Below are 19,788 nucleotides of genomic sequence, written 5' to 3' on the forward strand. Positions count from 1 at the left end.
TTTATAGCGCTTTTCTATTCTTCCGAGTTTTTTGTTTCAGTCTTTTGCAGCAAGTGTCCCGGAATTAGGACAGCTCGGGAGCAAACCGCTTCAGAACTGTCAGACTTCCCGGACATTCCCGTCCGGGTTTGCAGACATATGTTCTTTTGGATACTGGCTGACCTGACTTCTTTCTACTCATAAACCACTGACGGTAGCCAGGTAACGATGACGGGGAACAGGATCAAAGCTGCCAGTGCAATAAGCTGCAAAGCGATAAATGGCAGAACGCCGCGATAGATGTCGGTGATTTTCACATCCGGGGGGCATACCCCTTTCAGATAAAACAGGGCGAAACCAACCGGTGGTGTCAGAAAAGACGTTTGCAATGTCATTGCCACGAGCATGACGAACCAGACCATTTTCACGTTATCAATGGTGTCGGGGCCGGTGATGTTAAGATCAAGAGCGTTAACCACTGGTGCAAGCAACGGTAGAACGATCAGAGTGATTTCAATCCAGTCCAGAAAGAAGCCAAGGAGGAAAATCACGGCCAGAATGAAAAACACAGTGCCGTAGTCGCCGAAAGGCATACCCGTAAGGAACGATTCGATCAGTTGATCGCCGCCCAACTCGCGCAGTACCAGAGAAAAACAGGTTGCACCGATAAAAATCGCAAAGATATAGGCCGTGGTGTTTGTTGTTTTAGCGACCACATCCATGAGCACGCCCCAGTTTAGCCTGCGATTGAGTGCGGCCAGCACAGTTGCGCCAAGGGCGCCCACGCCGGAGGCTTCGGTTGGCGTGGCAAAGCCTGCAAAGATGGAACCGAGGACCACCACGATCAGCAGAATCGTTGGGGCGGTTGCCTTGAGTACTTTCAGAGCGATCGAAAAACTGACCGGCTCAGCCTGTTCCGGTAATGGCGCCTGACCAGGCCGAAACCAGCTCGAAGCGAGGATGTAGACCATATAAAGGGCGCCGAGCAATAGCCCGGGAAACACCGCTGCCATGAACAGGTCACCCACAGAAAGGGCAAGCTGGTCCGCCATGATTACCAGCATGATGGAAGGCGGGATCAGGATGCCCAGGGTGCCTGCAGCCGCGACAGTGCCCAGGGCAAATGGCTGGTTGTAGTTCTGTGCGCGCATGGCAGGGAGTGACATCATTGCCAGAAGCACCACGGAGGCGCCAATGATGCCTGTAGAGGCAGCCAGAATGATGCCAATGGCTGTTACGGTAATGGCCAGTCCGCCACGGACCTGGCCAAACAGCTCCTGCATGGATTGCATCAGCTTTTCCGCTATGTTGGATTTGTCGAGCATCACGCCCATGAAAATGAACATGGGCAGCGCCACCAGAATCCAGTTATCCATGATGTCCCAGATTCTGTTCACGACCAGGCCCAGCGTGGTGTAGTCCAGGCCGGTCCAGGTGCCAAAATAGCTGTCTGATAGCTGGCCTATAAAGGCGAACAGCACGCCAATACCGCCGAGAACCCAAGCAATAGGAAAACCGGTGAATAGCAGAAGAATAAAGGTGATGAACATGGCCATCACAAGAATGGTATTAGCGTCCATCGGATACTCCACGGCTGGTCAACAGTACGAAGTCTCTAACCAGGCGGGATAGTGCCGCCAGAATCAGCAAACCGAACGACGCAGGAATGACCGCTTTAATCAGCCAGCGGTAGGGCAGGCCTGCGCTGGCGTCAGAACGCTCGCCAACCCGCCAGGATTCCCAGACGTAATCCAGGCTGTTCAAGAATACGACGACCAGAAATGGCATCAGCAACACACAAATCCCGATAACCTCGATCAGATACCGGGTGTGCGGTGAAAAGCGGGAATAGAACAGGTCGACCCGAACATGGCTGTCTTTGACCTGGGCGGCGGTGAGACCGAACATCATGGCAACGGCGTACAAATGCCACTGGAGTTCTTCCAGTGCAATGGACCCGCCACTGAAGCCCTTTCGCAGGGTGATCTGGAGAATAATGACCAGAACCAGCAATACATAAGACCACCCCATAACGTAGCCAATCCGGTATAACACCGAATCGATCCGGTCACAGAGCGGCACAGCTTTAATGTCAGCGTTCATGGCAATCACAAATGCTCGGAGGAAGGTAAGCCGGGCATTTCGCCCGGCTGGTTTCGAAGTTGGTCAGATCAGCGCGGCAGAAAGCCGTTGTCTTCCCAGAGCTCGTAGCCTTTGCGGAATTCACTCATGTCCGCCCAGACTTTCTTGAAAAATGGGTCTTTGGCCTGTTCTTCAGCGACCACTTCGTCCCAGGCGTCGCGGAAGGCGGTCAGCATTTCATCGTTCCAGTAGCGGATTTCCACGCCGTTTTCCTTCGCCTTGGCCATAACCGGGAACTGCATGGCTTCACCTTCAGCCACAGAATTGGTCATAGACGCCATACAGGTGGTTTCGAGCATCGCCTGATGGCTCTTCGACATGTCGTTCCATGTGTCTTTGTTAATCAGTAGCTCAAAGATGGTTGCCTGCTGGTGCCATCCCGGGAAGTAGTTGTATTTCGCTATTTTCCGGAAGCCGAGTAGTTCGTCGATGGCGGGCTGGGAGAATTCAGTGGCATCAATGGCGCCTTTCTCAAGAGCACCGAAGATTTCACCCCCCGGAATCTGCAATGCATTAGCGCCCAGTTTTTCCAGAACGGCGCCACCGAGGCCGGCGAAGCGTATGTTAAGGCCTTCCAGATCTTGCGGCGAATTGATTGGTTTGGAAAACCATCCTGAGGTTTCCGGGGAAACGATGGCGCAGGGAAGCACCTTCACGTTGTAACCGTGGCTGTCATACATTTCCTGGTACAGCTCAAGGCCGTTACCCTTGTAAATCCAGGCCATATATTCCGGCGCTTCGGGGCCAAAGGGTACGGCCGAGAACAGCGGCGCAGCCGGGATTTTTCCCTGCCAATAGATTGGCAGCGCATAACCGGAGTTCACTTTACCCGTGGAAACCGCATCCAGGATTTCAAAGGGGCTTACCAGCTTGTTTGGCTCGTAAAGCTTCATCTTCACATTGCCGTCGCTGATTTCACTCAGCCGCTCGGATACCCAGGTAATGGTTGTGCCCAGCGCTGGCAGGCTGGTGCTGAATGCTACCGGGGTTTTCAGCAGAAGACGGTCAGCCGATATTGCCGGGGCGGACAGGGCCACCGCTCCGGTGACCATGATTGCCTTTGAGAGTGTTTTCAGTTTTGTCATGAGAAATACCTCGGGTTCTTGTTTTTGGTAAATGTCCGGAACATTCCGGTTGGTGCACTACTGGGCAGTCCAGCCACCATCAATCGGAAGAGAGGTTCCGGTGATGGCATCTGCACTGTCGGAAATCAGAAACTGGATCATCTTGCCAATGGCTTCAGGGTTGATGAGTTCAGGGTAGGGCGCCTTGGTTTGTATCAGCCCGGACTTCGCCTCTTCAAAACTGACCCCATGGGCCTTGGCATATTCATTGAACTGATGATTCAGAATGGGGGTGTCGGTCCAGCCTGGACAAATGCAGTTCACGGTAACGCCATGCTCCGCGTACTCGAGCGCAGCGACTTTGGAAAGCCCAATCAATCCGTGCTTTGCGGCGCAGTACGCAGCCTTTTGGGGAGAGGCGACAATACCGTGCACCGAGGCAATATTGATAACCCGACCCCAGCCTGCTTCTTTCATGGCGGGCATCAAGCGTTGCATGGTGTGGAACGCCGCTGACAGGTTAATCGCGATGATTGCGTCCCATTTTTCGGGAGGAAACTCGGCCAGCGTTGCTGTGTACTGAATGCCGGCATTGTTTATAAGAACGCCAATGGGGCCCAGGTCGGTCTCCGCTTTTTCAATCAGCTTGTAAAGCTGATCCGTGTTGGCCAGATCGGCCTGGTAATAGGACGCGACTACCCCGAACTCTCTCTTGAGCCCATCAGCCAGCGCAGAGCCTTCGGCTTCAGACTCCAAACCGTTAAGCATCAGGTTGAACCCCTGAGCCGCCAGCACCCGGGCGGTCGCGAGGCCGATACCACTGGTGGAGCCGGTGATTAGTATGTTGTCGTTATTCATTGTTGTTGCTCCTTACAGACTCAGGATGCTCACGTAGTTGGCGACGCCGGAGCCGCCCATATTGAAAACCCCACCGATTGAGGCGTTGTTCAGCTGCATGGCGTTGGCCCGGCCCTGGAGTTGCAGTGCCGCCATTGCATGCATGGAAACGCCGGTTGCACCAATGGGGTGGCCTTTGGCTTTCAGGCCTCCTGAACGGTTGACCGGCAAGCGCCCGTCTGCCATCACCCAACCTTCGTCCAGAGCCCGGAATCCCTGGCCGGGTTCTGTTAGGCCCATGGCTTCGTATTGCATCAGCTCAGCGATGGTGAAGCAGTCATGGGTTTCGACGAAATCCAGGTTCGTGACCCCGGACAGTTCTGCTCGCCGAAACGCCAGATTCCATGCTTCACGGCAACCCCTAAGCTCCGAGAGATCCCGCTTTGAAAGAGGCAGGTAATCGTTCACCTGGGCAATGGCACGGAAGCGAACAGCACGTGAAGGGGAATGGACCCACTCGGGACGGCTTATGATCAGCGCTGCGGCGCCGTCGGAAACTGGAGAGCAATCGGTACGCTTCAGAGTTCCGGCAACTCTGGGGTTCTTTTCCGAGACCTGACCACAGAAGTCCACGGAGAGATCCTTCCGGAGCTGCGCGAGGGGGTTGTCCAGGCCATTGCGATGGTTCTTGGCCGCTATCTGAGCCATTGCCCGTTCGTGGTTGCCGAAGCGCTCAAAATACTGCTCCGTGATTTCGCCAAAAAGAGCCGCAAACGACTCGTAGCGAGCTTCTTCTGACTGGTAGCTGGCCGTGGCCAGCGCTTGCCCAACCTGATTACAGGCACTCATTTTTTCGACACCCGCAACAAGAACACAGCGGCTTTGGCCAGAAATGACCGCACGGACGCCGGCATGAACTGCCGCCGACCCGCTGGCGCACGCATTTTCCAGTCGGTGCACCGGCTTCAGGTGGAAAGCCGGATCAGCGTTCAACACCAGCGAGGAGATAAATCCCTGAGGATCCATGCCGGCGCCAAAATGGCCGAGAAATACTTCGTCGATTTCCGAAGCGGGAATCTCTGAATCGTTCAGGGCTTCGCGAACCGCGGCCGTTAAGAGTTCTTCAAGGGAGTCCTCGTGGGCCCGGAACGGCGTGTGGCCGATGCCGGAGATAACGGCTTCATACATGGCGGTCTCCTCCAATCTCTCCAACCCCGTCCCGAAGGGCGGTTTTCAGAATCTTCCCGGTTGCGTTCTTAGGTAGCTCTTCGAAGAATCGGTATTCTTTTGGAAGTTTGAAGCGGGCGAGATGACCCTCGCAGAACTGAGTGAGTGTTTCGGGTGGGCAGGGCTGGCCATCTTTAGTGGACACGCAGGCGACCACACGCTCTCCCCAATCGGCATCCGGCGCGCCAATCACGGAAACTTCCCGGACATCTGGATGCTGAAGCAGAACCTCCTCCACTTCGCGTGGATAGATGTTGGTACCACCGCTGATAATGACGTCTTTGGATCGGTCGGTGAGGTAGAGAAGGCCATCGTTATCCCGGTGACCCACGTCGCCCGTATGGAGCCAGCCATCCTCGGTGAGAGTTTTCGCGGTAGCATCAGGATTATTCCAGTACCCCAGCATCACGGCGTCGCCGCGGACCAGGATTTCGCCGGTTTCTCCCGTTGGTAGTTCCTTGCCAGTGCTATCTGCAATGCGCAGCTCAATGCCCGCGTGAGCTTGACCGGCTGATGACAATCGCCTGCGGTAGCGTGGGTGTTCCGTATCCCGATGATGAGTCTCATCCAGCACAGTAATAGTCATCGGGCACTCGCCCTGGCCATAGATCTGAACCAGCTTGTAACCCAGCACCGTATGGGCGCGCTCCAGATCATGGAGATACATTGGGCCACCGCCATAAATAATGCAGTCAAGGCCGGCGATGGCAGATTCCGTGAGCAGATTGGGGCGGTCCAGCAGCCGTTTGACCATCGTCGGGGCCGCAAAAAACGAAACCGAGTCGTATTTGGCGAGAATGGAGCAAAGCTCCTCGACACTAAAACCACCGGAAGGAGGGATGATCTGACACCCGCCGTTGGCGAGAAACGGAAGTATGTAATAGCCGCTGCCGTGAGACATAGGCGCGCCATGATAGACACCCTGGCCGGGCTGAACGTTCTTAACCCGGTTCAGAAAACCGTCCAGCATGGCGTAAAGGTTGCGGTGGGACTGCATGGCGCCTTTAGGCTTGCCTGTGGTTCCGCTGGTGTAGAACAGCCAGGCGAGATCATCCGGTTTGCGTTCAACAAGGTTGCCTGGCTTGCCATTAAGGCAAGCCTGATATTTCGGTTCATCCACGTTGATGACGGCGCAAGAGGGCAGGTCGTCTGATTCAGCGATGCTGGCAGCGGCTTTGTTGCTCACGAAGGCGACGCTGGTATCGCTTCTCTCCGCGATATCAAGGAATTCCCGGATGTGGAGCTTGGCATTGACAGGAACGACCACCAGACCGGCATACCACACGGCCAGCATGATCTCCGGATAGGCCATCCGGTTTTCCATGAAAATCGCGACCCGGGCACCAGGCTCGAGGCCCATTTCGGACTGGAACCAGCCAGCCAGGCGCTGAACACGGTTATGGAATTCTGAATAAGTAACGGTGACGCCATGCGCGTCTGTGAGGGCAGCGAGATCCGCATATCGCACTACCGATTCCTGCAGGGTCTTGGCAATATTCATAGTGTTGTAAACCAGTCATATATTTATCGTTGTATAAGATGACTCATCAACAACCGTGCCATTATCCTAAGGCATTGTTTTAGAACCATTCGAATATATTCTTTCAATTTCGTGTTAAGTAAACTGGACATGGGTGTCTAGTAAATAAGACATGTTTTGTCTAAGATTCTGAACATGCTAGTGACCGGTGAGTTTCGAGAGAGGTAGAGGTGACCAAATTAAATTCGCCCCCCGAAGGGGTGAGAGAGAGTGCAGTGCAAATGCTGGCCGAGTCGTTCGGCACGTTCTATGAGCATGCCATTGCTGTCGACACAGATCACAAAATCACTTGGATCAGCGAAGGTTACCTGCGGTTCCTGGGGCTCGATTATGAACCTCTGGGCGAGCCCATCACCCGCCACGTGACTAACAGTTTCATGCCGCGTGTCGTTGATACCGGCAAACCGGTTTTCCTCGACCTGCTCTACGTACGTGAGCAGTGGGTCATCGTCAGCGCATTGCCTCTGCAGAACGAGACCGGTGACATCGTTGGGGGGTTTGGCTTTGTTGCCATGGCGGACAACACCAGTCTTGGCAAGCTGGCCAATAAATACAACAAGTTGCAGAAAGAGCTGGACAGCGTTACAAGCCAGTTGGATCTGGAGCGGCGCAGTAAATATCGTCTCTCCCATATCGTAGGACGCAGTCGGGAGTTACAGGGGCTGAAACAGAAACTCAGACAGGTCGCCAGGTTCGATATTTCCGTCTTGCTCACCGGCGAAACAGGTACTGGCAAGGAGCTCTTTGCCCATGCCATTCACCAGCTTTCCCATCGATCCCACAAGCCTTTTGTCTCCCTGAACGTTTCCGCGGTTCCGGAAAACCTTATTGAAGCTGAGTTTTTCGGGGTTGCTCCTGGCGCGTACACCGGGGCAAGCAAAGCGGGAAGAGACGGGAAGCTTGCACTGGCAAGAGGCGGAACCCTGTTTCTTGATGAAATAGGCGATATGCCAGCGAACGTGCAAAGCAAGTTGCTTCGTGTATTGCAGGATCAGGAGTTCGAAGCGGTTGGCTCGAACAAAGTCCAGAAGGCCAATGTCCGAATCGTCGCAGCCACCAGCCGGGACTTGCAGGGGATGATACGGGATGGCCAGTTCCGGGCCGACCTTTTCTACCGACTCAACGGGATGCCTATCCATTTGCCGGCGTTGAGGGACCGCCTGGAGGACATCGACCTGATCGCGGAGCGAATTCTTGACGAACTCACGAGCAAGTTGAACCTTCAGCTGTATTTCCTGACGCCTGAAGCCCTCGGGGTGCTGCGCATGCATATCTGGCCTGGAAATGTACGCGAACTCCGGAACGTGCTGGAGCGTGCGATCATTCTCTCAGATAACAACCCCGAGATAGGCGCTGACCTGATTCGGGAGTTGATAGGTGTCGACCTGCAAGGCAATTCCGTGGGAGCACAAGAGGACCGGCGTTCAGAAACGCAACGGGTGCCGGATTATCAGGTAAAGGTGCCGCTGCAGGATCAGATGGCCGCCGCTGAGCGGACGATTCTGCGGCAGGCTATCGCAGGAACCAATGGCAACAGAAAACAGGCCGCAGAAGTGCTGGGGATATCGCGCGCGTCTTTGTATGAAAAAATGCGGCGGCTTGGCGTCTGACCTAGACGGAGCGGGCCGCTAACAACCTGAAAAGGAAATGTATCGGGAAATGCCTAGCCTGAGCCCCCAGAACGCACTTAACCGGATCGGAAACAGCGCGTCTGATAAGGCTCAAGCAAGCAGGAGTTATTGCAGCTACATATAAACGCCGCCGTTGACATTGATCTGTTGGCCAGTGATGTAGTCTCCATCCGCAGCTACAAACACGACCGCTTTGGCAATTTCTTCAGGCCGGCCAAAGCGCCCCATAGGTACACGGGCGATGATTTTCTGGCGAATATTTTCGGGAACCTGGGCCAGCATTTCAGTTTCGGTAAAGCCCGGCGCAATGGCGTTTACTGTGATGTTGTGTCGGGCTCCCTCGAGCGCCAGGGTTTTGGTAAACGCAATTATTCCGCCCTTGCTGGCCGCGTAATTCGCCTGGCCAAAGTTACCTGCCTGTCCCACGAACGAGGTGATATTGACGATGCGCCCGAACTTCTGCTCCATCATGATCGGCAGGACTTCTGAGCAGGTCGCGTAGACACTCCCCAGGTTGGTATCGAGAACTTCCGTCCAATCCTGATCGGTAAGGTTTTTCATGGCCTTGTCGCGGGTGATGCCGGCATTATTGACCAATATGTCAATTCGCCCCCACTCGTTCTGAACCTTGCGTATCAATTCACGGCCTGCTGACATCTGCGAGAGGTCTGCCTGGAACGCCAGGGCGCGCACACCCAGATCTTCAAGCTCCTTTACCACGGAGTTGGCGTCTGCTTCCCGGGATACATAATTGATTGCCACGTCAGCGCCGCGCTTGGCGAGTAGTTTCGCAATTTCTTTGCCGATTCCACGGGATGCACCCGTAACAATGGCGGTTTTACCTCTGAGATCTTCCATGGTGCTTTCCTCTGCCAATCCAAGCCTTGTCGAAGGCGATTTAGGTCTTGTTTTTACGGTAGGGCTGTTATTGCTTGTAATTCACGACTGGCTAATTGAAAGCTAGCAGAGCCCAAATGAGTACACAAGATTTGAGCTTCCACGGAATAGATCGTCCATTGCGGCAGCGTCAAAGCGGCGATGCTGACGCCTGATGAGAATTCATGTCATATACTTGAAGCGCATTGTTGCCCAGCTCTCGAGCCTCACGACAAAGTTGACGGGCAGTTTCAATGATCAGTGTGGTATTCAGTTTGAGCCTTGACGGATTGGGGGAGAGTATCAGTATACCGGCCGACAACCCCACGCGGGCACCGGCACTGTTCGAGAGCTGAAAACGGGCGCGAACCACGTTAATGAGCTTCAGGGCAACGGGAATCGCCGAGTGCTGATCATCCTCCTCCATAATGAGGACTGATTCGCCGCTGCCGGTATGGTAGAGGGCAGCTTCTGGGGGGAGCAGCTTTCTGATTAGCTGTGTCGCCTCTGCAAAACAGTCATACCCGCTAGAGGTCTGTCCAGCACTGGTTGAAGGCGGTGTAAGTTCATCCAGGCACAGATAGGTAAAGCTGTATTTTATTGTATTGGCTATCTTCAAACTCACTCTTTGACTCACTGTCCGATTGTAGCCATCCATGCCCCGGAGGGAAGACTGATTTGCTTTTACCTGCTGATTTTGCACCATAACCTGACTCCGTGGCTGTCTGATCGTACCTGTGGTGTCCCGCTTAGACCCTGCAGGAGTTCTTACCCATGAGGTTGAAACTATAGGCGTGCATCCAGGCGGAAAATATAAGGAACCTTTTGAATAAGGCTTAAGAGAAATCCCTAAACCATACCCGAAGGTCAAGACCGGCTATCATTTGAGAGGCACTTGATGGCAATTGTCGGGGGCTGGTGAAGACTGGGTCATTCACTTTATTATCAACTCCCTTATGCTTCTTTAAATAACAGTCAGAAGACTAGATGTCATGAATAAAGCTCGACCGAGTGCCAAACCAAAAAAAGACCTTCAACAGCCTCCCGTTGTTGTGATTGGAGCTTCCGCCGGTGGGCTGGACGCGCTGAATGCTTTTTTCAGAGGTGTGTCAGGGGACACTCAGTGTGCCTATCTGGTTATCACACACCACAAAAGTCAACAACGAAGTCTTCTGCCGGAGCTGCTTGCCAGAAGCTCCGGGAGGCGGGCGTTGGAAATTGCGGACGGCATGAAAATGGAGCCAAACTGCATTTACAGCAACCCTGCGGGAGAGTGGTTTACGGCGCTTGAAAACGGCGCTTTCAAGCTTTTCGGGAAGGACCGGGCCGTAAAATATGCGTTTCGAGACACCAAAACTGCAGACTCGCCGGTTAAGGTTTACCATCCGGTTGATTTCAGCTTTCAACAGATTGCCGAAGAGTTCAAGCAGCCGATGATTGGCGTTGTGCTATCCGGATCAGGAAGTGACGGAGCACTTGGGTTGAAGGCCATTAAAGAGCGCGATGGTCTGATTTTGGTTCAGCAGCCGGCATCGGCCGAGTTCACCGGCATGCCGGAGAATGCCATTGCCACAGGGCTTGCCGACTTCATTCTGCGGCCCGAGGACATGGGCCCGCCACTTGAGAATTACCTCAGAAACGGAGGAGAGTATGACCTCGGAGAGGATGCCACGGAAATCATCCCGGACATCGACCTTCATCGAATTTGCGGTCGTCTCCATGCCCGGACCGGCAATGATTTTTCCTCATACAAGCCCAGTACGATCCAGCGCCGCATAGCCAAGCGCATGGCCCTGCATGGCATTAACAACGTAACCGATTACATTCGCTACCTCAATCAGGATGAATCAGAGGCCGGCCTGCTGTTTCGTGAGATGCTTATTCGGGTGACGCGATTCTTTCGAGATCCGGAGCAGTGGGAATTTTGCAGGAGCACACTGTTCCCGAAGCTTCTTAGTCAACACAACGAAGGCGTGAGCTTTCGTGTCTGGGTTCCTGGTTGTGCCACGGGAGAAGAGGCCTACACGATCGCAATTCTATTGAGTGAAGTTATCCGCGAAAGTGGCATAAACCGAGATTTTCAGATATTTGCCACGGACCTGGACGCCGATGCGATCACGATAGCGAGGCGGGGGGAATACCCTGCAGGCATTATCAGCGAAGTGCCAGAGACGTGGCTGAACCGTTACTTCGTATACTCCGACGATCATTACAAAATCTGTAAATCCATTCGTGAGCAAATCGTATTTGCTCCCCACAATGTTATCAAGGATCCGCCTTTTACCCATATCGACCTTATATCCTGCCGCAATCTCCTGATTTATCTGAAACAGGTCACACAGCTAAGTCTGTTGTCCATGTTTCATATGGCATTAAGACAAGATGGAACCCTGATACTTGGGCCGTCGGAGTCCATCGGTGAATCTTCCAAGCTTTTTGAAATCATTGACGGGCAGTGGAAGGTATTCAAACGGAATCCAGACATTCTTTCCGACCGTGATCCGATGCGAGCCTTTCGTGAAATGGGGCTCCCAAACGCATTGGCACAGGGAACCCCTCCGGTTCAAGCTTCGCGCAATCAGAAACCCGATGAGCTCGCCCACCATGTCTGGAAGCTTCTCGCCCTGAAGTATGCGCCCTCCGCTCTCGTGACCAGTGAACGAGGCGACATTTTTTATTTTCATGGTAAGGCAGGGAGTCTGCTGGAACCGGCGGAAGGCAAGCCTCGCTATAACGTTCTTGAAATGGGCCGGGGCAATATACCGAAAGAGCTTCCGGCGCTGATCCGGTCGGCTGCATCTTCCGAGGGAAAAATGATTGAGAAGGTCATGACAGTTGATCGGGAGACCGGAAGAGCCGCTAGTGTGAGTGTCGAGAAGCTCCAGTCCCCGGGGGCAATGCGAGGGCTTTTTCTTATTGTTTTCCGTGATAGGACCGAACAGCCTCCGGAAAGCGTTACCAGGAAAGCGAAGGAGAAGCGTGGCGAGAACGAGCCCTCCGGACATGTTTTCCAGCTTGAGCGGGAGCTAGAGCATTCCCGGGAATCGTATCAGGCCTTGCTGGAGCAGGTTGAAACCTCCAATGAGGAGCTACGATCTGCCAATGAAGAGCTGCAGTCTACCAACGAAGAACTGCAAAGCAGTAATGAAGAGCTGGAAACGGCCAAAGAGGAAACCCAATCGTTGTATGAGGAGTTGAGCTCCATCAACTCGGAGCTGATAGAAAAGGTGAATAATCTTTCAGATGCCAATGATGATATGGCGAATTTACTGAACAGCACAGCCATGGCAATTCTGTATCTGGATAACGAACTGAAACTCAAGCGATTCACCGATAAAGCGAGAGAGATAGTTGCAGTCCGGGATTCTGATGAGGGGCGGCTCATCAACGAGCTGGCCATATACCTTGAAAATGAACATTTGATCGAGGACGCAGAACACGTTCTGTCGACGCTGCAGGGTATCGAAAAAGAGGTGAAAACGGTGCAGGGGCACTGGTATCTAATGAAACTGTTGCCTTATCGCACTCGTGAAAATGTCGTAGACGGCCTCATATGCAGTTTTGTTGAAATTGACAAGATCAAGAACACGGAAAACTCGGAACTCCGTTTTCGAACGCTTCTGTCTCAACTGCCGCATCCCTTTCTGTTGGTAGACGCTCGTGGAGTTGTGTTTCAGATCAGTGAAGCTATGGTTAAAGTATTGGGTATTGAGGGAGCCGCTGTCGAAGGAAAGCCATTTGCAGACCTCATTAAAGGGCGGTTCAAGGTTCAGGATTTTCTCGGTCCCTTGGGGCAGGTGCTTGATGGCACTCAGGATTCGGCGCTGTTGGCACTCGAACCTTCCGGGAATGCAGCAGTGGGGAACCAATCCCGGACTCTTGAGATCAGAAAATTGCTTACGGGCATGGATGAACCGGTCTTGGCTTGGGTGAGTGCACGATGAACAAACAAGGGCGTGAAGAGGATAATTCCAACAATGAGCTTACAGGCCCTGGTAGCAAGTTACGGCAAATAGCCGAAGAAAAACTGCGCCGTCAACGAGCTGCAGAGGGAAAAGAACATGAGCAGCTCGACACCCTGGTCGAAGAGCTCAGCGTTCACAAACTTGAACTCGAGGTCCAGAATGAAGAGCTGCGGCATATACAGCGCGACCTGCAGGCGGCCCGGGATCGATATGCTGCGCTTTACGACAGAGCTCCGGTTGCCTTCCTGACCCTCTCAACGAGAGGCGATATATTGACCTGTAATCGCGCTGGCGCGAAATTATTTGAGGTTCCGGTTCAGAATATTATCGGTCACCCCATCCACGATTTTGTGACCCCGGACTCTCAGGACGACCTCCACCTGCACCATTATGGGTTGGTGAAGAGCTCCACCAGGCAGGTAACTGAGCTGAAAATCAAGACAAAAGGCCGAGAAACCAAGACCGTACTTCTGGAGAGCGAACTGGATCGAAAGCTCAATCCGGGCGAATTAAGCTGGTTTGCATCCCTGACCGATATTTCGGCCCAAAAGAGGCTCGAGTCCGAGTTGTTCACACTCAATCAGGAACTTGAAGAGCGGGTTCAGCTCAGGGCGAAGCAGTATCTTGCCAGCCGTCAGGAGATCATGGCGGTGCTCAATGCCGCTGCAGACCCGATTGTCAGCATTGACGGGGAAGGCATGATCCACTCCCTGAATCGGGCGACATCCCGGATCTTCGGTTATGCCGAAGATGAATTGATTGGCACAAGCCTGTTGAAATTATTCACCGAATCTGGCGCGATGATTTTCAGGAATGCGCTGGCAGACTGTGCTGAAGAGACCGTAGGGCAAGCACCAAACGTTCGCCGAGAGTCTTTGTGTATGCACAAGAGTGGCGAGCGAATCCCGGTGGAAATGGCTCTGGCCAGAGTCGACGAAGAAGATAACTTTACGGTAAGTTTCAGAGACCTACGTGAGAAAAGACACCTGGAATGGGAGGTTATGCAAATTGCCGAGGATGAGCGTAGCCGAATTAGCCGGGAGCTGCACGACAGTCTGGGCCAGGAGCTGGCGGCAATGTCACTTGACACGCGTGTTATTTCCGAAGAGATGGCTGAAACGAACAAGGACGCAGCTTCCAAATTCAGGGAGTTCAGTGAAAAACTGCAAAGGTGTATCTCACAGCTCCGAAATATTATTTTTGATCTTGCCCCGATTGATGTTTCTGACGGCGGACTCGTTGATGCACTGGAAGCATTGGCGAGATCTATTCCCCCGCAGGAAGGGGTTGAATGTATTTTTCACCTGTCCCATTCAGAGCCAGTCATGGGATTGGATCGGGAAACAGAGATCCAGTTGCTTCGTATTGCCCAGGAGGCCGTTCATAACGCCAGGAAACATTCCAAGGCCAAACAGATCGTCGTGAGCCTTTCTGGGAAGCAAGGCCGGATTGAATTGCAGGTTATTGACGATGGCCAAGGCGTGTCCAAAGCGAAACAGGCTGGTTACTCAGGTCAGGGCTTACGCATCATGCAGTATCGTTGCGGCCTGGTCGGAGGTGATTTGAAGATAACCAATTTCCATCCGCACGGAACAAAGGTGGTATGTCGGCTGGAACGACCGCCAGATCATAAAATACACGGGTAATCAGCAATGACAGCTAAAATAATGATCGTGGACGATCACCCGATATTTCGTGCCGGCCTGGCGAATCTGATTAGCTGCGACCAAAGGTATGAGGTTGTCGCCGAGGCCGCAGGGGCGACAGAAGCGATGGGGCTTCTGAAAAAGGAGGCAGTACAGTTGGTTATTGTTGATCTCACGCTCGCTGAGGGCAGTGGGCTTCAGCTGATCAAGCGGATCCATAGTTATCAGCCTTCGATCAAGATTCTCGTCGCCTCAATGCATGACGACATGGTGTACGCAGAACGGGTTTTACGAGCCGGTGCTCACGGCTATATCAATAAAGAGCAGGCTGCGTCAAAGGTCATCAATGCGATAGAAGATGTCCTGCGGGGCAGCATTTACCTCCATTCGGACGTTGCTTCGCACATCGTCCAACGCCGCACCCATAGCGCCGACCGGCGGCCGGAGCGACCCGAGGAAATACTGTCGGATCGGGAACTGGAAGTGTTCACGCTCCTGGGGAAAGGGTTTTCGTCAAAGGAAATTGCCGATCAGCTGTGCCTGAGCCCGAAAACCGTCGATTCCCACCGTGACCACATCAAAAAGAAACTCGGTGTGTCCAAAAATTCTGTTCTGATCCAGCGAGCCGTTGCCTGGACCTTTAAAACAAGCCCTTAATTGTCGCAACCGCTGTTTCCCTATCATTGCATCGGGGATCACCATGAACAGGATCATAACTTCTGAGTTTATTCAGGCACTGCCTCAAGGCGCTGGTGGTTTGTCACCAGATGAAGTCATTGTCAATCGAAGGCGTTTTGGTACCAATCTGATCATTGAAGTACCACCCACAGGTTTGTGGGCGTTGCTTCAGGATACGCTGAAGGATCCAATGCTATGGTTTCTGCTGGCTACCAGCGTCATATTCTGGTTGGTAGGCGAGCGTACAGAAGCCATTGTGCTGTTGGTTGCGCTGATCCCTTTTCTGGGGATGGATTCCTATCTTCATCGAAGGACTCAGGCCTCAACAGCCGGTTTGAGTGGGCAGTTAGCTTCTCGTGCACTGGTGGTTCGAAAAGATGGCAAGAGGCTAGTGGACGCTGTTGAACTGGTCCCCGGAGATCTCGTGGAAATTAAGGCCGGAGAGTCCTTTCCCGCAGACGGCCTGATCCTCGTCAATGATTCAGTGCAGGTTGATGAGTCGGCTTTGACAGGCGAAGCCTATCCGGTTCGCAAGTCTGCACTGATGCGGGATCCGGTTACCCTTGGGGAGCGGGCAATTGATGGCAGCTTCTGGGGATTTGCGGGAACCCGGCTGCTCTCAGGCAAAGCTCAATTGAGGGTAGTATTCACAGGCCCGGGCACCCTGTATGGAGAAATCGTTCAAACGGCGCTGAGCGGTCGTCAGGAGCGCACGCCCTTGCAACAGGCGGTTAGCCGTTTGGTTCAATGGCTGTTGATCATTGCAGTCGCGTTTTGTGGTGTTCTGGCCATCGTGCGGTGGTATCAGGGTCACGGGCTTCTCGACGCAATCATCAGTGCCATGACGCTCGCGGTTGCCGCCCTACCCGAGGAGTTTCCGGTCGTACTGACGTTTTTCCTCGGTGTTGGAGTCTATCGCCTGGCGAAACGACAAGCGCTGGTCCGGCGTGCGGTGGTTGTCGAGAACATTGGCCGGGTTACAACAATTTGCTCTGACAAGACGGGGACGCTTACCGAGGGCAGGCTTTGTCTCACACACCAGTTTCCCGCCGATGGTATCGGGTCGGAACGCTTACTGACCATCGCCGCGAATGCATCCCGAAGCGAGGAGGGCGATCCGTTGGACTGCGCCGTCCTGCAGGTGGCTCCCCATGATTCCACGGTCAAGATATTAGCCCGTTTTCCATTCACCGAAGACCGCAAGCGTGAAGTAGCTATTGTCACTACTGGAGCCGATGCATCGGTCGCTGTGAAAGGCGCTCCCGAAACGGTGTTGGCCATGTGCTCTATCGATTCCATGGAAAAAGAAAGCTGGCTCAAACAGGTGCACTCGCTGGCGGTGGGCGGCCATAAGGTTATTGCGTGCGCCTGGGATACCTGGAATCCGGGAGATGATCCAACAAAGGAACCGGATCGGAATCTCCGATTCGGCGGGTTGCTGGCATTTGAGGATCCTGCTCGGAAAAGCGTCAAGGAGGCACTGCAACAGTGTCGGAATGCCCGGATAAGAGTCATCATGGTGACCGGTGATCACCCAGTAACGGCAGGTGCGCTGGCTGCTGAAATCGGCCTCGGGCAGGCTCCGCCAAGGGTGATCACCGGAGAGGAAATGGAGGCGAAACTCTCCCAGGGAAGCGGCGCCTTTCTGACGGAGGTGGATGTCGTCGCCCGGGCTGTTCCTGCTCAGAAGCACACATTGGTTCGCAGTCTCCAGTCCCTGGGAGAAGTCGTCGCGGTGACAGGCGATGGCGTCAACGATGTGCCAGCCTTGCAGGTCGCGGATGTCGGAATCGCCATGGGCGAACGGGGAACCCGAAGCGCCAGGGAAGTTGCCGCCATCGTTCTGATGGACGACAACTTCCGAACCATAGTTGGCGCGATCGCCGAAGGACGCCAGCTTTTTGCAAATCTGCAAATGAGTTTCCAGTACCTGCTGATGATCCACATCCCGTTGGTGCTTACTGCCGCGCTGATCCCTTTGTTGGGCTATCCGATTCTCTATTTACCTGTTCATATCGTGTGGCTTGAACTGATCATTCATCCCACGGCGCTGCTGGTCTTTCAATATCTGCCTGACGTCAGCGTTCTCCAGTACCGGCGGTCCCGGAAGAGACTGACGTTTTTCAACCGCACACAAACGTGGGGAATTGTGCTCACCGGCACGCTTGTTACAGGGCTGATTTACGGGAGCTATGTCCGGAGCCTCGGCGCCGGACGGGATGTGGAACACGCGAGGGCGATGGCGATTGCTGTTCTCATCCTTTCTGGCGCAGTCGTAACTGTGGCTCTGAGCAAGTTGAAAGGAACCATGGCGTCAGTTGTCACCGGATTGGGTTTACTGTCTGCTGTTGTGATGATCCAGGTACCCTGGCTCTCCCATTTGCTTCACATGAAACCTCTTCATGGCGATGATTGGCTGGTCGCGGCAGTAGCAGCCACCTTGGTTTTCATCCCGGTGCTCGGTTGTAACTGGAACTTGACCAGGATCAATGCAACCTGACGAATAGGTGAAATGCTAACTAAAAACACGGAGGTTTTACCCATGTCTTACAAAAAACTGTTATTCCGATCTGCTGCCAGAGAAAAGATCCTTAACGGCGTAAGCCAGTTAGCCGACGCTGTTGGTATTACCCTCGGCCCCAAGTCCAAATCTGTCCTGATCCAGCGTAAATGGGGAAATCCTCTAGTCTGCAACGACGGCGTTACCATCGCCAAGGAAATGCAGTTGGAGGACCCGGCCGAAAATCTGGGCGTACAGATGCTACGCCAGGCTGCAGCAAAAACCGGAGAGGTGGTCGGTGATGGCACCAGTACGTCAACCTTGCTGGCCTATGCCATATACGCCGAGGGGGTGCGTAATGTAACCGCGGGCGCCAGCGCGATCGATGTCAAACGAGGCCTTGACCGGGCGCTGGGCGTTGTCGTCGATGCCCTTCATGACTTGTCGAGACCGGTGTCCACTGACCTCGAAAAGGAGCAGGTTGCCACCATCTCGGCTCATAACGATCCCCAGATTGGGGCTCTGGTTGCTGAGGCTATGAAGCGGGTGGGCGAAGAGGGCGTCATAACGGTGGAAGAATCGAAAAGCACTGAGACCGAGCTGGACGTAGTCGAGGGTATGCAGTTCGACCGTGGGTACATTTCGCCGTATTTCGTGACTCAGCCAGAATCCATGGAAGCGGTTCTGGAGGACTGTTTTATCCTGCTTTGCGATCAGAAAATCCGCAGCATCCAGGACATGGTCCCGCTGTTGGAACAAGTGGCCAAGACGGGCCGGCCCTTGCTGGTGGTTGCCGAATCGGTCGAAGGGGAGGCGCTGGCGACACTGGTGGTTAATCAGTTGCGGGGTATTTTACGTTGTGCCGCCGTCAAGTCACCCGGTTTTGGTGACAGGCGGAAGGCTATGATGGAGGACATCGCCATCCTGTGTGGAGGTACCGTGATCGCTGAAGAAACCGGCACGGCATTAACGGAGGTGCAACTTGAACAGCTCGGTGAGGCGGCGCGTGTTGTAATCGACAAGGACACGACCACCCTGATTGGCGGACGTGGTCAGCCCGAGCAGATTGCGGCGCGGGTAAAGCAGCTGCGCGCTCAGGTCGATCAGACAAGTTCGGATTACGACCGTGAGAAACTCCGTGAACGACTGGCCAGACTGAGCGGAGGTGTAGCGGTTATTCGGGTTGGTGCGCCGGCCGAAGCCGAAATGCGGGCACGGAAAGATGCTCTCGACGACGCCATCAATGCCACCAAGGCGGCGGTGGCTGAGGGAATTCTGCCAGGAGGTGGCCTCGCCCTGCTGCGATGCACAGGGAGACTTTTGAAGGAAGAGAAAAAGGTGACAGGCGATGAGCGCACCGGCCTGCAGATTCTTCGTCAGGCGCTGGAGATACCGGCTCGGCAGATCGCCCGTAACTCCGCCGTGGATGGTGGTGTTGTGGTTGCCAGAATGCTGGAGAGCAAAGGGAATGTTGGTTTCGATGCGGCGCAAAAGGCTTATGTGGACCTGATGTCGGCAGGCATTATCGATCCCACCAAAGTTGTGCGTGTTGCCTTGGAAAATGCTGTCTCTGTTGCAGGCACACTGTTGCTCAGTGAAGCCACCATGGTCGAACTCGAGGAATCGGAGAAGGCGTCAGCCACGACCCAAAGGTCAGAATTGGATGATGACCAGTCAGCCTGGCAGGGTCTGAGGTAAGTTTT

14 protein-coding genes and 1 pseudogene are annotated in these 19,788 nt (G+C 54.0%); 7 read left to right on the forward strand and 8 right to left on the reverse strand.

Annotation, left to right across the window (positions count from 1 at the left end; translation table 11 throughout):
- Positions 1–173 precede the first annotated feature (173 nt).
- The 6 genes from ACN0XM_RS16830 to ACN0XM_RS16855 all read right to left on the reverse strand — a co-directional run bounded on the left by ACN0XM_RS16830 (position 174) and on the right by ACN0XM_RS16855 (position 6,750).
- Positions 174–1,559, reverse strand: coding sequence for a TRAP transporter large permease (locus ACN0XM_RS16830; RefSeq protein WP_417568093.1), 1,386 nt, complete (start codon positions 1,557–1,559; stop codon positions 174–176).
- Positions 1,549–2,082, reverse strand: a complete 534-nt coding sequence (locus tag ACN0XM_RS16835) for a TRAP transporter small permease subunit (RefSeq protein ID WP_417568094.1) — start codon at positions 2,080–2,082, stop codon at positions 1,549–1,551. The genes ACN0XM_RS16830 and ACN0XM_RS16835 overlap by 11 nt, the downstream gene beginning before the upstream one ends.
- Before the next feature lie 68 nt (positions 2,083–2,150).
- Positions 2,151–3,206, reverse strand: a complete 1,056-nt coding sequence (locus ACN0XM_RS16840) for a TRAP transporter substrate-binding protein (RefSeq protein ID WP_417568095.1) — start codon at positions 3,204–3,206, stop codon at positions 2,151–2,153.
- Positions 3,207–3,263: 57 nt separating this feature from the next.
- Positions 3,264–4,043, reverse strand: a complete 780-nt coding sequence (locus tag ACN0XM_RS16845; RefSeq protein WP_417568096.1) for a 3-hydroxybutyrate dehydrogenase — start codon at positions 4,041–4,043, stop codon at positions 3,264–3,266.
- Positions 4,044–4,055: 12 nt separating this feature from the next.
- A complete protein-coding gene (locus ACN0XM_RS16850; RefSeq protein ID WP_417568097.1) occupies positions 4,056–5,210 on the reverse strand; it encodes a thiolase domain-containing protein in 1,155 nt (384 codons plus the stop codon).
- A complete protein-coding gene (locus ACN0XM_RS16855; protein ID WP_417568098.1) occupies positions 5,203–6,750 on the reverse strand; it encodes a class I adenylate-forming enzyme family protein in 1,548 nt (515 codons plus the stop codon). Before ACN0XM_RS16855 ends, ACN0XM_RS16850 begins: the two co-directional genes overlap by 8 nt.
- A 209-nt stretch (positions 6,751–6,959) precedes the next feature.
- Here ACN0XM_RS16855 and ACN0XM_RS16860 point away from each other — a divergent pair, with 209 nt between their 5' ends.
- A complete protein-coding gene (locus ACN0XM_RS16860; protein WP_417568099.1) occupies positions 6,960–8,399 on the forward strand; it encodes a sigma-54 interaction domain-containing protein in 1,440 nt (479 codons plus the stop codon).
- 135 nt (positions 8,400–8,534) lie between these two features.
- On the opposite strand, the gene fabG is transcribed toward ACN0XM_RS16860, so the two are convergent.
- Both fabG and ACN0XM_RS16870 read right to left on the reverse strand, forming a co-directional pair.
- Positions 8,535–9,278 carry a 3-oxoacyl-[acyl-carrier-protein] reductase gene (gene fabG / locus ACN0XM_RS16865; protein ID WP_417568100.1) on the reverse strand — a complete coding sequence of 248 codons (744 nt, stop codon included), beginning with the start codon at positions 9,276–9,278 and terminating at the stop codon, positions 8,535–8,537.
- A 169-nt stretch (positions 9,279–9,447) separates the two neighbouring features.
- Positions 9,448–10,002, reverse strand: coding sequence for a hypothetical protein (locus tag ACN0XM_RS16870; protein WP_417568101.1), 555 nt, complete (start codon positions 10,000–10,002; stop codon positions 9,448–9,450).
- A gap of 286 nt (positions 10,003–10,288) precedes the next feature.
- On the opposite strand from ACN0XM_RS16870, the pseudogene ACN0XM_RS16875 reads away from it, so the two are divergent.
- The 6 genes and pseudogenes from ACN0XM_RS16875 to groL form a co-directional block, all read left to right on the forward strand.
- A pseudogene (locus ACN0XM_RS16875) lies at positions 10,289–10,900 on the forward strand (chemotaxis protein CheB); the annotation flags it as partial.
- Between the two features lie 3 nt (positions 10,901–10,903).
- Positions 10,904–13,240, forward strand: a complete 2,337-nt coding sequence (locus ACN0XM_RS16880) for a CheR family methyltransferase (RefSeq protein ID WP_417568149.1) — start codon at positions 10,904–10,906, stop codon at positions 13,238–13,240.
- A complete protein-coding gene (locus tag ACN0XM_RS16885) occupies positions 13,237–14,907 on the forward strand; it encodes a PAS domain-containing sensor histidine kinase (protein WP_417568102.1) in 1,671 nt (556 codons plus the stop codon). The genes ACN0XM_RS16880 and ACN0XM_RS16885 overlap by 4 nt, the downstream gene beginning before the upstream one ends.
- Positions 14,908–14,913: 6 nt before the next feature.
- Complete coding sequence (locus tag ACN0XM_RS16890) at positions 14,914–15,564, forward strand: response regulator (RefSeq protein ID WP_417568103.1); 651 nt, start codon at positions 14,914–14,916, stop codon at positions 15,562–15,564.
- Between the two features lie 43 nt (positions 15,565–15,607).
- Complete coding sequence (locus ACN0XM_RS16895) at positions 15,608–18,085, forward strand: cation-translocating P-type ATPase (RefSeq protein WP_417568104.1); 2,478 nt, start codon at positions 15,608–15,610, stop codon at positions 18,083–18,085.
- A 42-nt stretch (positions 18,086–18,127) separates the two neighbouring features.
- Complete coding sequence (groL, locus tag ACN0XM_RS16900) at positions 18,128–19,783, forward strand: chaperonin GroEL (RefSeq protein WP_417568105.1); 1,656 nt, start codon at positions 18,128–18,130, stop codon at positions 19,781–19,783.
- Positions 19,784–19,788: the final 5 nt, after the last annotated feature.

The organism is Marinobacter sp. (assembly GCF_048269445.1).
Lineage (GTDB): Bacteria > Pseudomonadota > Gammaproteobacteria > Pseudomonadales > Oleiphilaceae > Marinobacter.

Bases quoted from the DNA above. Each gene is read 5' to 3' on its own strand.
- ACN0XM_RS16895 (WP_417568104.1), top strand. From the start codon at position 15,608: ATGAACAGGATCATAACTTCTGAGTTTATTCAGGCACTGCCTCAAGGC.
- ACN0XM_RS16880 (WP_417568149.1), top strand. From the start codon at position 10,904: ATGGGCCCGCCACTTGAGAATTACCTCAGAAACGGAGGAGAGTATGAC.
- ACN0XM_RS16870 (WP_417568101.1), bottom strand. From the start codon at position 10,002: ATGGTGCAAAATCAGCAGGTAAAAGCAAATCAGTCTTCCCTCCGGGGC.
- ACN0XM_RS16855 (WP_417568098.1), bottom strand. From the start codon at position 6,750: ATGAATATTGCCAAGACCCTGCAGGAATCGGTAGTGCGATATGCGGAT.
- ACN0XM_RS16830 (WP_417568093.1), bottom strand. From the start codon at position 1,559: ATGGACGCTAATACCATTCTTGTGATGGCCATGTTCATCACCTTTATT.
- ACN0XM_RS16845 (WP_417568096.1), bottom strand. From the start codon at position 4,043: ATGAATAACGACAACATACTAATCACCGGCTCCACCAGTGGTATCGGC.
- ACN0XM_RS16850 (WP_417568097.1), bottom strand. From the start codon at position 5,210: ATGTATGAAGCCGTTATCTCCGGCATCGGCCACACGCCGTTCCGGGCC.
- ACN0XM_RS16835 (WP_417568094.1), bottom strand. From the start codon at position 2,082: ATGAACGCTGACATTAAAGCTGTGCCGCTCTGTGACCGGATCGATTCG.
- ACN0XM_RS16840 (WP_417568095.1), bottom strand. From the start codon at position 3,206: ATGACAAAACTGAAAACACTCTCAAAGGCAATCATGGTCACCGGAGCG.
- ACN0XM_RS16885 (WP_417568102.1), top strand. From the start codon at position 13,237: ATGAACAAACAAGGGCGTGAAGAGGATAATTCCAACAATGAGCTTACA.
- groL (WP_417568105.1), top strand. From the start codon at position 18,128: ATGTCTTACAAAAAACTGTTATTCCGATCTGCTGCCAGAGAAAAGATC.
- ACN0XM_RS16890 (WP_417568103.1), top strand. From the start codon at position 14,914: ATGACAGCTAAAATAATGATCGTGGACGATCACCCGATATTTCGTGCC.
- fabG (WP_417568100.1), bottom strand. From the start codon at position 9,278: ATGGAAGATCTCAGAGGTAAAACCGCCATTGTTACGGGTGCATCCCGT.